12 protein-coding genes are annotated in these 11,005 nt (G+C 68.2%); 7 read left to right on the forward strand and 5 right to left on the reverse strand.

Going from position 1 to position 11,005, the window contains the following annotated elements:
• The first annotated feature begins 13 nt into the window (after positions 1-13).
• Both HUO13_RS15160 and HUO13_RS15165 read left to right on the forward strand, forming a co-directional pair.
• A complete protein-coding gene (locus HUO13_RS15160; protein WP_211901984.1) occupies positions 14-943 on the forward strand; it encodes an SPFH domain-containing protein in 930 nt (309 codons plus the stop codon).
• 5 nt (positions 944-948) lie between these two features.
• Complete coding sequence (locus tag HUO13_RS15165; protein ID WP_211901985.1) at positions 949-1,164, forward strand: hypothetical protein; 216 nt, start codon at positions 949-951, stop codon at positions 1,162-1,164.
• A gap of 313 nt (positions 1,165-1,477) precedes the next feature.
• Here the strand turns inward: HUO13_RS15165 and HUO13_RS15170 are convergent, their stop codons facing one another.
• Positions 1,478-2,563, reverse strand: coding sequence for a DUF2855 family protein (locus HUO13_RS15170; RefSeq protein WP_211901986.1), 1,086 nt, complete (start codon positions 2,561-2,563; stop codon positions 1,478-1,480).
• Positions 2,564-2,619: 56 nt separating this feature from the next.
• Here HUO13_RS15170 and HUO13_RS15175 point away from each other — a divergent pair, with 56 nt between their 5' ends.
• Both HUO13_RS15175 and HUO13_RS15180 read left to right on the forward strand, forming a co-directional pair.
• Positions 2,620-3,249 carry a TetR/AcrR family transcriptional regulator gene (locus HUO13_RS15175; RefSeq protein ID WP_211901987.1) on the forward strand — a complete coding sequence of 210 codons (630 nt, stop codon included), beginning with the start codon at positions 2,620-2,622 and terminating at the stop codon, positions 3,247-3,249.
• 325 nt (positions 3,250-3,574) lie between these two features.
• Positions 3,575-4,348, forward strand: a complete 774-nt coding sequence (locus HUO13_RS15180; protein ID WP_249124839.1) for an alpha/beta hydrolase — start codon at positions 3,575-3,577, stop codon at positions 4,346-4,348.
• 482 nt (positions 4,349-4,830) lie between these two features.
• On the opposite strand, the gene HUO13_RS15185 is transcribed toward HUO13_RS15180, so the two are convergent.
• The 3 genes from HUO13_RS15185 to HUO13_RS38085 all read right to left on the reverse strand — a co-directional run bounded on the left by HUO13_RS15185 (position 4,831) and on the right by HUO13_RS38085 (position 6,745).
• The gene (locus HUO13_RS15185) at positions 4,831-5,394 is read right to left on the reverse strand and encodes a dihydrofolate reductase family protein (RefSeq protein ID WP_211901989.1); all 564 of its coding nucleotides are present in this window, start codon (positions 5,392-5,394) and stop codon (positions 4,831-4,833) included.
• A 93-nt stretch (positions 5,395-5,487) separates the two neighbouring features.
• Complete coding sequence (locus tag HUO13_RS15190) at positions 5,488-6,294, reverse strand: alpha/beta fold hydrolase (RefSeq protein ID WP_211901990.1); 807 nt, start codon at positions 6,292-6,294, stop codon at positions 5,488-5,490.
• 112 nt (positions 6,295-6,406) lie between these two features.
• Positions 6,407-6,745 (reverse strand): alpha/beta hydrolase fold domain-containing protein, encoded by a 339-nt coding sequence (locus HUO13_RS38085; RefSeq protein ID WP_211901991.1) that lies wholly within the window; start codon positions 6,743-6,745, stop codon positions 6,407-6,409.
• Positions 6,746-6,753: 8 nt separating this feature from the next.
• Here HUO13_RS38085 and HUO13_RS15200 point away from each other — a divergent pair, with 8 nt between their 5' ends.
• From HUO13_RS15200 to HUO13_RS15210, 3 genes are all read left to right on the forward strand, one after another.
• Positions 6,754-7,248 carry a DUF1772 domain-containing protein gene (locus HUO13_RS15200; RefSeq protein WP_249124841.1) on the forward strand — a complete coding sequence of 165 codons (495 nt, stop codon included), beginning with the start codon at positions 6,754-6,756 and terminating at the stop codon, positions 7,246-7,248.
• Positions 7,249-7,642: 394 nt separating this feature from the next.
• Positions 7,643-8,512 carry an AraC family transcriptional regulator gene (locus HUO13_RS15205; RefSeq protein WP_211901992.1) on the forward strand — a complete coding sequence of 290 codons (870 nt, stop codon included), beginning with the start codon at positions 7,643-7,645 and terminating at the stop codon, positions 8,510-8,512.
• 522 nt (positions 8,513-9,034) lie between these two features.
• On the forward strand, positions 9,035-9,799 hold the full coding sequence (locus HUO13_RS15210) for a hypothetical protein (protein WP_211901993.1): 765 nt from the start codon (positions 9,035-9,037) through the stop codon (positions 9,797-9,799).
• 461 nt (positions 9,800-10,260) lie between these two features.
• Here the strand turns inward: HUO13_RS15210 and HUO13_RS15215 are convergent, their stop codons facing one another.
• Positions 10,261-10,899: a GOLPH3/VPS74 family protein gene (locus HUO13_RS15215; protein ID WP_211901994.1), complete on the reverse strand. Its 639-nt coding sequence runs from the start codon at positions 10,897-10,899 to the stop codon at positions 10,261-10,263.
• Positions 10,900-11,005: the final 106 nt, after the last annotated feature.

Raw genomic sequence — 11,005 nt, forward strand, 5'->3', positions numbered from 1 at the left:
GGGAGGGGCCGAGATGTTGCATGCTGATCAGGAGCGGATCGCCGCGGAGGTGCCGGTCGCGATGCCCGAGCTGGGCGTGCGGGAGCGTCCGGCGACGAGGGGCCCGGGGCTGCTCATGCTCGCGCTGGTCCTGGCACTGGTAGTTGTCGGCGCGGTGACGGTGATCGCGGGCGTGGCGGCTGGGTCCGGTCTCTCGGTGCTGGCCGGTGTCGTGGTGGTCGTCGCTGGTTTCGTGTTGGCTTTCGGGTTGGTGGCGGTGTCGCCGGGGGAGGCCCGGGTGCTGCAGTTCCTCGGGCGCTACACCGGCACGCTGCGGCCGGCCGGGCTGCACTGGGTGAACCCGCTGGCGACCAAGCGCAAGATCTCCACCCGGATCCGCAATCATGAGACCGCGGTGATGAAGGTCAACGACGCTGACGGCAATCCGATCGAGATCGCCGCGGTCGTGGTGTGGCAGGTCGCCGACACCGCGCAGGCGTGCTTCGAGGTGGACAGCTTCATCACGTTCGTGGAGACCCAGACCGAGACCGCGGTGCGCCACATCGCGACCAGCTATCCGTACGACAGCCATGGGGAAGAGGGGCTGTCGCTGCGGGAGAACGCCGACGAGATCACGGGCAAGCTCTCCGCCGAGATCGCCGCGCGTGTGCAGGCGGCCGGGGTCACCGTGGTCGAGTCCCGGCTGACGCATCTGGCCTACGCGCCCGAGATCGCGCAGGCGATGTTGCAGCGACAGCAGGCCAATGCGGTGGTGGCCGCTCGGCAGCGCATCGTCGAGGGCGCGGTCGGCATGGTCGATCTGGCCCTGCAACGGCTAGACGAGCACGACGTGGTGGAACTGGACGAGGAGCGCAAGGCGGCCATGATCAGCAACCTGCTGGTCGTGCTCTGCGGTGACCGTGCGACCCAGCCGGTGGTCAACGCGGGTTCGCTGTATCACTGACTCCGATGGCGTCGCGCAAAAGCTTCCTGCTCCGCCTGGACCCGGCGATCCACGACGCTGTGACCAGGTGGGCGAATGACGAGCTGCGCAGTACCAACGCGCAGGTCGAGTTCCTCCTGCGCAAGGCGCTGGCCGAGGCGGGCCGGCTGCCCAGCGCGGCGGGAAAGCCTCCTCGTCGTGGCCGCCCCCGCAAGGACCAGGCGGAGGGGGAGACTCCGTAGCCGCTCGGGTGGACCTTCTGTAGTTGCCGACCATGTGTGAGGACGCCGCGCTGACGAGGCCCGGCCTGTCACGTCAACGTCAGTAGCACGCCTGGTCAGCGTGGTGCCCTCGGTCGAATGTAGTCGGGCTCGCTCATCCCGGCCTCTGGTGTGTCGTGACGGGCCGCCGCCCGTTTCGCCGAGTGGCGGCCGGTCGTCTGCCGGCAGGGCGACGTGCTCGGCCCGTCCTTTTGCCTGCGCGCTGGGAAGGCAGACGACCAGCGCGGGCAGGACTTGTCGAGGCGACTTCTCGTCGGAAGAACCCGGCTCCCGTTCAGAGAGCAACCACATGCCCGGTGCGCGGGGCGGCGCGCCCGGACTGGACTTCGCTCCAGACCTTCTTGAGGGCCTCCGGGCCGTGGCCGTGGACGACGTCAACCCACTGCTCGACCACGGGTGCGAAGCGTTGCCAGGCGTCGGCGAAGCGGCGGTCCAGTCCGGCGCGTCCCCAGTCATCGATCCGCTTGCGCATCTGGTCGGGTGCGAAGAACATGCCCGGTCCGGTCTCGGCCAGCGTCCCGGCGGGGCCGGGCTGCTGGTTGGTGATGCCGACGACCACGGAGTGCGCCAGGGCATCGCCGAGGTGAGCGCGCAGCGCGTCGGTGAGCGCCTCGTCGCCGGCGAAGTCGGCGTACAGGGTGGGAGTGGTGGGGGAGAGCCGGGTGAGGTCCTCGTATGCCAGCACGTGGTCGTAGCAGCCCAGGCTCTCGGTGAATGCGAGGTTGCGCCGGGACGTCAGGCCCACCACCTCGCACCCCTGCCCCTGGAGCAGGAAGGCGGCTCCGTAGGCGGTCTTGCTCGACGCCGACGACAAGACGGTGGTGCGAGCGCCCAGCCAGGCGTTGTCGACGAGCCAGTCGGCCAGCATGAAAGAGGTCCAGAACAGCGGCCGGTAGAGGATTTGCAGGTCCTCGCGGTCTGCCTCGTAGGCGAGGTCGCCCGTGATGAGGGCATAGGCGTTGTAGGGAGAGGGCAGCGTCTTCCGGTGCGGGCTCGCATCCCGGAAGCCGCGCTCGTCCACCCGCCCGGGGCGCACCACCAGGTGGCTGCCTGACGGCAGGTAGCCGTAGAGACGGCTGCCCGGTTCGACGCCGTCGACCCGCGAGGCGGCGACCTCGGCGAAGCCCCACACGGGGACGATGCCCCAGCCTGCCGTGGTCGGGAAGAACTCCCAGTAGCGGAAGGAATCACCGAGCGCGGCATAGGTGACGTTGTTGGCGGTGACGCCGACCCGGTCGACCCGCAGCAGCGCCTCGCCGTCTTGGATCTCCGGGATCGGTGCGTCGAGCAGTTGGGCGGTCGAGACGTCGTCGCGGTCGACGATCAGGTTCCAGGCTCCTGCGGTGCCATTGGCGTCCATGGCCGGAACGTACTTGAATCCGGATTCGGATTCAATGGAAGGGTAGGATGGCGCGCATGTCCTCCTCCGCCCGCCAGCCCGCCGAGCCCGAAGCGCCCAGGCGCACCCGGCGCGGGATCCGCACCAGGGACGCCCTGGTTGCCGCTGCACGCAAGGTCGTCGAAAAGGACGGCTACCTGGACGCTCGAATCGTCGACATCGCGGCCGAGGCGGGGGTCGCCACCGGCAGCTTCTACACGCATTTCGCCTCGAAGGAGGAGGTCTTCGCCGCGGTCCTGACCGAGTTGCAGGACGAGATGTTGCACGCGGGAGTCGGCGGCAGCAGCAGGGAGCTGCGCCGCGGGGTGGAGGAAGCCAACCGCGCCTACCTCGAGTCTTACCGCCGCAACGCGGCGCTGATGGCCGCCATGGAGCAGGCCGCCGCCGTGGATCGACGGTTCCTGCGTCTGCGGCAACAGCGGTCGCAGGCGTTCATCGAGCGAAGCGCCGCTGCGATCAGTCGGCTCCAGGAGGCCGGCCTCGCCGATCCGGTACTCGATCCGGAGGTCACCGCACGGGCACTCAACGCCATGGTGAGCCGGATGGCGTACGCGACCTTCGCCACTGAGCAGCCCGTACCCTTCGAGACGCTGGTGGCCACCCTCGCCCGGCTCTGGATGAACGCGCTGCGCATGCCCGAGCAGTGAGCCTCAGGTGGCGCGCGCCGGCAGGACCTCCCACCGGCTTGCGGTCCTCAACAGACCGACCTTGGCGACGCTGGCATCGTGCCGGGGCGCGCATCGTGACCGTTATTGCGGCCGGGCCACATGAGTAGAGCGACCGTTGGGAGGCCACAGCTAGTAGCTCAGCCCGCTGCCCGCCCCGCTGGTCGCGGAGCGGGCAGCAAGGGGCCACAACAGTGTCCACAGTGGCCTAAGGTTGCATGACATCACGATCCCGCGCGGGCCGATCGAGCTCGCGGCCGACCTCCACCTGCCCGACCACAGCGATGAAGCCGCGCCGCTGCGCGCCGTGGTGCTCTCCACGCCCGGCAGCAGCGTGAAGGAGCAGATCGGCGCGAATTACGCATCCCGCCTCGCCGCGCGGGGCATCGCGACGCTGGTGTTCGACCCCGCCCATCAGGGCCAGAGCGGCGGTGAGCCCCGCGACCTCGAAGACCCGTACCGCCGGGGCGAAGACATCTCCTACGCGATCGACGCGCTCAGCACACTCCCCGACATCGACCCGGAGCGCATCGGCGTTCTCGGCATCTGCGCCGGCGGAGGCTATGCGGTGCACACCGCCCGCACGGACCACCGCATCAGGGCGGTCGGCACGGTCGTCCCGGGCAACATGGGCACGTCGTTCCGCGGCTTCCAGGCCGACGGCCCGGCGGCCGCGCTCGACGGGATGGCCGACGCGCGCATCGAGGAAACCCGCACCGGTGAGGTGACCCGCGTGAACTGGCTGCCCGACACCTTGGAAGACGCCGCCGCGGCCGGGCTGACCGATATCGACACGACCCAGGCGAACCGCCGCCTTTCGCGTGGCGACTCGCTGTTGCTCGGCTACGACGCGTACCACCTGGTCGATCAGCTCATGACCCAGCCGCTGCAGGTCATCCTCGCCGGACGCATCGGCAACACCGGCTCCTACGAGTCCGGCATGCAGCTCTGGAAACTGGCGCCCAACCCGGTCGATCTCATGGTGATCGAGGGCGCCGGTCACTACGAGATGTATGACGAGCCCGAGTACGTCGACGCCGCTGTCGATCGGCTCGTCAACTTCTACTCGGACCGCCTGTAAGTCGGAGAGGCCGTCCAGACTGGTACTCCCGAAGCAGATCGTGATCTTGCGTCGTGGCGGTCCCGGACACAAGGCGGCAGCGACGCCAGATCGGATGGTCGCCGTAGCGGCGAGCACCGTGCTGTGGGGAAGCCGGCTCAGCGTTCAACGGAAGCGGCGGGATTGTCCAGCAAAGACGACAATCCCGCGGCGTGATCTCAACGTTGATCCCGTCGGCCACATGGTCGGCCCTGAGGTCGAGGCGTGATCGGGCGTCGACGGGTTCTCCCACTTCGACCACGTCGGAGTCGATGGCGGACTTCCCGCACGGCCGACGCGTCGACGTACGCCAGGACCAGCCGGTAGGACCAGCCGGGACGCGCATCGAAGTGCTCGAACTGGCCGGTCATCGGTCGGACGGTAGCCACACGGCAAGCGCGTCGGAGTCAGCCAGCGTGGCGAATACCTGGTCCGGTGAGGCGCTGGTGACCCGGACGGCGGCGTCAGTCCGACTCATCGCTGGCGCGCCTGTAGCGCTCGTAGATCACGCGCGAGCCGAACGTCCTGGTCTCGACCAGGTCTAGCCGAACGTGTTCGGTGACCGGCGGCAGGAAGGGCGTGCCGCCACCGACGACGACCGGATTGCGGAACATGCGCAGCTCGTCGACGAGGCCGAGCTCGATCGCTGCCGCGGCCAGGCCGGCGCCGCCGATCGCGACGTCCTTGTCGGTCGCGCCGAGCGCGGCAGCGGCCTCCTCTCCCACCGACGCCTCGGCGAGCCGGGCGTTGCCCTCAACGCTGTCGAGCGTGCGGGTGAAGACGACCTTCGGGATAGCGCACCAGAGATCGGCGAACGCGGCCCCGAGCTCGTTGTCGCGCATCGACGGGTCGGTTTCCCACGGCAGCATGGTCTCGTAAAGCCTGCGGCCGCACAGAAAGCCGCCGAGCTCGCGTGTCTGCGCGATGTGGAAACGAAACTGCTCCTCGGTAGGGACTGACCATCCGAACGCGCCCTCGCGGTCGGCGATGAAGCCGTCCACCGACACGCTCATCGAGTAGATCAGCATGGCTTCACGCTCATCGCACCGGAGCGACGAACGATGATCGCGATGAAGTTCACCATTGAGCTTGACATCGGGATCTCCTTCCTTCTGCAGTCGTCAATCCGCGAGGAAACGCTGGACCAACGGCACGACTGCCGCCGGGTCGACGACGTGTTGCTGGCCTCCGACGACCTGCCGCTCGCCGTGCGGCAGGCTCTCCACGATCGCGTCGGCTGCCCGGCCGAAGAAGTCTGGCCGCAGGTCATCCATGCCGGACTCGGTCGGGCTTGCTCCGCCTGTCAGCACCAGGGTTGGCTGGTCGACCTTCGCCAGGCGAGCGGTGGGCGGATGGTTGTCACCCATGCAGGCGGCGTCGTAGGCCAGGGTGGGCGCGAGCGTCACCAGGCCTGGCCACATGGGCGACTGCTTCGCCCTTTCGATTGCCTCTTCGGGTGCACCCCAGGTCCGCATGGCGTGCGCGAAGGCCTCCGCGCGGTTGTCCTCGTCGAGAAGCGCCTGCAAGGTGTCCTTGTACTGCTGGTGCCGTTGCGGGGCGTCATCGGAGATGTCGTAAGGGACCTCGTACACCACGAGCTTGTTGATCGGCAATCCGGCGGCCGCGGCTTCAAGCGCGAGCGCACCACCCGACGAGGCGCCGTAGACGTGCGCAGCCCCGCCTGCCTCGGCGATCACCGCCTCAAGATCCCCGATCTCACGCTCCAGCGCATAGGGTGCCGTGTCCCCACTCTTTCCCCGGCCGCGCCGGGCGTAGTTGTACACGGTGAAATGTTCCGAGAGAGCGGCGGCGACGGGAGCGAGTTCCGCACCATCATCGGCAGCGCCACCCACCATGATGACAGCCGGACCGCTACCCGCCCGACCATAGGAGAGCGACGTACCGTCCTTCGAGGTTACCGTACCCATCTACGTCGTCCTCAAATAGTTTCGAACAGATGCGGTACGGACTTTACCGTGAAACCGGCAAAGTCCGGACTTCTCCAATCATGTGTTCCTGAGATGGCGGTTCGCGAACCAGCTACATGGGTCGCCAGAACTGCCGGCCCACTCCCGGTACGGATCGTCGTTTCCGAAAAAGATCACGTTCAGTCCGTGTTGGCCCCAGCGCTGCCACCGTAGAGGATGATCGACTCGTTGTCGCCGCCGATGTCCGTGGCGTGGCGTGGTGGGCGGTCCACAACAGCGCGGCGTAGGCGTCGTCGTGGGCGGCGGGGAAGGGGTGTTCGGGCGCGAGGCGGTACTCGACCGAGACGGGGACCGCTCCGAGGTCTGCGGCGAGGTCGAGGACGTCCGGCAGACCGAACCGGCTGTTGCCCTGATCAGCCCGCCGCCATGGGTCGTGAAGAGCACCGGACACCCGCTCGGGTGACCAGTCGGAACCGCGAGCGGTGGATGACGGTGGTAGCCAGCGTCGGCGCCGGCGTCAACGCGGGGGTGTTTTTCGCGTTCTCCGCCTTCATCATGCCCGGCTTGCATGAACTACCGGCCGGTGTGGCGATCCCTGCGATGCAGGCGTTCAATCGCACTGCGGTCACCGCACCGTTCATGTTGGTGCTGCTCGGTACCGCCGTGCTGTGCGTCGTGGTGATCATCCGAGCGTTCATGACGTGGAGCACGGCTTCGGGCCGGTGGATGCTCGGGGGCGCCGTGGTCTACCTGCTCGCGGCGATCGTGATCACCGTGGTGTGCAGCGTTCCGATCAACGACGCTATCGATGCGCTCACCCCGTTCAGCAGCGAGGCGGTCGCGAGCTGGGCTGACCTTTCCACCCGGTGGCTCTGGTGGAACCACCTGCGAGCGCTCGGCACGACCGGCGCTGCCGCTGCGCTCGCGATCGCATTGCGCCCGTCCAGACGGTAGTCCGGTGCCGTGCCTCCCGAGCGCTGGCGACGTCGCGATCAATGCCAGAGAGAGCGCGGATTCTCATCATCGACCCGACCGGGAGGACGCCAAGATTGCTCGTGGTGGCTGAGGCATTTCCTGGTCGAGCGCATCCTGCACCTGAAGCCTGTACCTGACCGGTACCCGGAGCCGAGCACCCACATAGAGCGGGTGCGATAACCCGTCCGGACGGTTCCGGCTGGACATGGACAAAGGCCTGGATCTAGATGTGAAGGCGGTATAGCCGGACTGGAGAACGCTCGCCCAGTGGCGTGAGCGCGCATCAGTCCAAGATCAGATGATCGGATCGGATCGCAATGGTCGGGCGCGGCCGGGGTGTCTTCGGCCAGGGTTGATGTCGAAGGGAGGCTTCATGATCTCGGCACTGAACCGGCTTGTCGATCTTGTTGAGGAACACCTCGCCGAGGAGTTCGATGTCGACGCGGCCGCCAGGACACTCGGCACGACCGAATACCACCTGCGCCGGATGTTCTCGTCGTTGGCCGGGATGCCGCTGTCGGAATACGTGCGCCGACGCCGCATGACCGTCGCCGCCGCCGACCTCTTCCGGGACCAGGACGATCTGCTGACGATCGCCGTTCGGCACGGATACGGCTCGACGGAGGCGTTCGGGCGGGCGTTCCGGGCAGTCCACGGCGCCCGCCCCAGCGACGTCCGCCGCGACGGAGGCCCCCTTCGCACACAACCGCAGCTCAGGTTCCGCCTGACAGTCGAAGGGAGTATCCCCATGGACACCCGCATCGTCGAGCGCCCCGCCTTCCGGCTCGTCGGACACGCAGCTCGGGTTCCGCTCATCCACCGGGGCATCAACCCGCACATTCAGCGGCACATCGCCTCGCTGGCGCAGGAGGAACATGCGCGGCTGAAGGCCCTCGGAGACACCGAGCCGGGGGGCCTGCTGCAAGTCTGCGATGACCTCGACCCCGACGGCACCGAGGGCAGCGAACTGACCTACCTGCACGGGGTCGCTGTCTCCCAGGGCACCCCGGCTCCCGGTGACCTCGACGCGATCGAGGCGCCGGCCGGTAGGTGGGCGGTCTTTCACACCGCCGGACCCCATCCGCAGACCCTGCAGGAGGCCTGGGCCGCGACCGCGACCGAGTGGTTTCCATCCAACCCGTGGCGTCTGCGGCCGGGCCCCTCGATCGTTGCGGTCCTCGAGCGCGCGGATGACTTCAGCACCGCGACCTGCGAGCTGTGGCTGCCCATCGAACCGGCGTGACAGCCGCTGGCCCAGCGCATTGAGCGGGCGCGCAAGATCGGCGAGCTGCTGGACTCGGCGCGGTCACCGGACCTCGCGGCGTTGCTGGCCGGGAACCCGCAGCCGGCCCAGGCCCGCACACTGGCGCCACGATGCGGGCCGCCGGCCGCGCCCACGCGCTGATCGCGTTCAGCCGTGGCAGCACGAGCCGCGTGGACCTCGCTCGACGGGCGGTGACCGGCACGACCTGGGAGCGGGTTCTCAGACGCCCGGGCTCCACAGATCGCCGGTCAGCGTTGTACAGATCTACCTGGCTTGCCAAACGCTTTGGCGGGCCGCGTTCCCACCTCTCGTCAGGGTCGGTGCTGGTCCTGTACGTGGTGTGCACTGGCATCGGCTGGAACCCGCTGCCGACCCGCTCGGCACCTCGGTGCGAAGCGTTGGCGACGGCGTGCTCGACCCGCGGTGCCCCAGGTCGACCCGGTCGGCCGGTGGGTCGTGTACATGGGGGAGGGATCGACTTGGACGAGAAGTGAGGTGCCGGTGACCGAGGTGAGCATCTGTGAGAAGGCCCGTCCGCACGTCTACGCGGAGCTGGTCGCCCCGGACGACGTCGACGACGAGCTGGTGTTCGCCACGATGGCCGTGGACGCGCTCTTTTCCCTGGGTGACGGTCTCTTCGAGCCGCTCGCGGTGAACGTCGAGGTCGCCTGCTGCGACACCGAGTTCGGCTATCCACTCATTCAGCCACGGCCGGTTGCACGCTTTCACCAGCTCCGCCTCGCCGCGTCCCCGGAAACGGTCATGATCCCCGAGATCTGGAGCGAGCTCCTGGTGAGGCTGACCGAACGACTCGATCGTGCCGCCCTCCTGCACTGGCTCGGCACCCTCCTCGCCGAGCAGCAATGCTCGCAGTCGGACACCAGGACCAGCTGGACCGAGCTGATCGTCGAAGCGGTCCGTGCCCGTCTGCCCGAAGCGACGAGCCACGGTGTCGAAAGCGGTAGCAACGAGCTGCCGGTATCGGAGGGAGCCGGGGTGATCCGCTATCCCGTCGAGCGAATCGGGGACGCCCTGTGGGTGGCCGGCCCGCTCGCGGCGAGCTCCGGCACGGCTGCGTTCGGGCTGAGGGTCACCAACGAAGCCGGGTGCCTGTCTCTCGACTGGTCGCTGAACTGGTCGCCGTGGATCGACCAGGACGGTGCGGGCCGCCCCGACATCGAAGCCGCCATCCGCCGACTCTCGGCCATGGGGTGGGATGTGACGCCGGATCCGGGCGGTTACGGGACATCGGCGCGCTACCGCTGAGCCCACGCATCAGATCCGTTCTGGGCACGACGAACGCCCCGACCAGCACGGTCGGGGCGTTCGCTTCGCCGGGACTGTGACCGGATCAGCAGCGCGGGCGTGAGACCTCGGCTCGGCCGTGCCGCCCAGCCTTCTCGCGGCAGCCGGCGCCACCACGGCGTCGTGGTGGCGCTGCTGCTCGACGCCACCCGCGGCGACCACACGCAGCGACAGCCTCACCCCGGTGATCGCCGCAGTCATGTTGGCGATCACTGGCCTGATCAGGCTGCCTCTCTTCGTTGCCGAGCAGCACCGGGTCCACGTCGCCGCTCCAATCCAGCACGCCGAGAGGTTTTTCGATGATCAACGCTCCGCCAGCGCCCTGGTGGGCAGGAGTGACCATCCCGGCGACCGCCGATGCGGGTACCTCGCCGATGACGCCGACCCGATGTCCGGGATCGCGGGCTCAGCCTCGCGGTTGCCTACGCGTTCGCGGCGGCGGCGCGGATTCGATCGATCACCACCTTCGTCGCGGGTACCGCGTCACCGCCGTGCTCGGCCAACGCCTTGATGCGTTTCCGCTGCTTCCACAACTCGCCGATCGACGCGTGCTTGCGCAGCAACTCGCCCGCGCCGGCGAGACCGATCAGCGCGGCGTCCTCCCGATCGACCTCGTGCACCGGTGTGGAACCGAACAGCACATCCACGACATGGCGTTGCAGCTGTTGGACCGCGGCGGGATCGGTCGGCGTGATCCGGTCCGTTTGGAAAACGCCGAGCGTGCGGCGGCTTTCAACCTCGATGACACCGCGTGCGGCCAGGTCATCACGCACCAGGCCGAACGTGTCCCGCGCGTTTCGCCGCACCCAATTCTTCCAACTGGCGGGACGGGAACTGCTGATCTCGTCGAATGCCCCGGCAAGGACCGGATCCACCGGCCGCGACGTGGCGACCGCCTTGGCCTTTCCGTCGGAATCGATCAGCAGACCGCCCGCCGAGAGCTCGGTCAGCACTGCCCCGCGCAGCACGATTCCGAGGAAGCGCCGATGGGTCAAGCGCTGCTTGTCGAGGTGGTAGGCCAGTAGTAGGGTCTTCGCGGCCAGGGGCAGTTCGGAATGCATGAGCTGTCTCCTCGTTCGCTGGATCCTGAATCGCTTCCGTGTTGCGGCGCGCCTCAGCTTTCGCGATGCCACCCGAGACACCTTCGCCGCAAGGGAAGTACGCGCG

The sequence above is a fragment of the Saccharopolyspora erythraea genome, assembly GCF_018141105.1.
In the GTDB taxonomy this organism is placed as follows: Bacteria; Actinomycetota; Actinomycetes; order Mycobacteriales; family Pseudonocardiaceae; genus Saccharopolyspora_D; species Saccharopolyspora_D erythraea_A.

Excerpts from the sequence above, each read along its gene's own strand:
- HUO13_RS15165 (WP_211901985.1), top strand. The coding sequence starts at position 949 with ATGGCGTCGCGCAAAAGCTTCCTGCTCCGCCTGGACCCGGCGATCCAC.
- HUO13_RS15215 (WP_211901994.1), bottom strand. The coding sequence starts at position 10,899 with ATGCATTCCGAACTGCCCCTGGCCGCGAAGACCCTACTACTGGCCTAC.
- HUO13_RS15205 (WP_211901992.1), top strand. The coding sequence starts at position 7,643 with ATGATCTCGGCACTGAACCGGCTTGTCGATCTTGTTGAGGAACACCTC.
- HUO13_RS15185 (WP_211901989.1), bottom strand. The coding sequence starts at position 5,394 with ATGCTGATCTACTCGATGAGCGTGTCGGTGGACGGCTTCATCGCCGAC.
- HUO13_RS15160 (WP_211901984.1), top strand. The coding sequence starts at position 14 with ATGTTGCATGCTGATCAGGAGCGGATCGCCGCGGAGGTGCCGGTCGCG.
- HUO13_RS15170 (WP_211901986.1), bottom strand. The coding sequence starts at position 2,563 with ATGGACGCCAATGGCACCGCAGGAGCCTGGAACCTGATCGTCGACCGC.
- HUO13_RS15190 (WP_211901990.1), bottom strand. The coding sequence starts at position 6,294 with ATGGGTACGGTAACCTCGAAGGACGGTACGTCGCTCTCCTATGGTCGG.
- HUO13_RS15175 (WP_211901987.1), top strand. The coding sequence starts at position 2,620 with ATGTCCTCCTCCGCCCGCCAGCCCGCCGAGCCCGAAGCGCCCAGGCGC.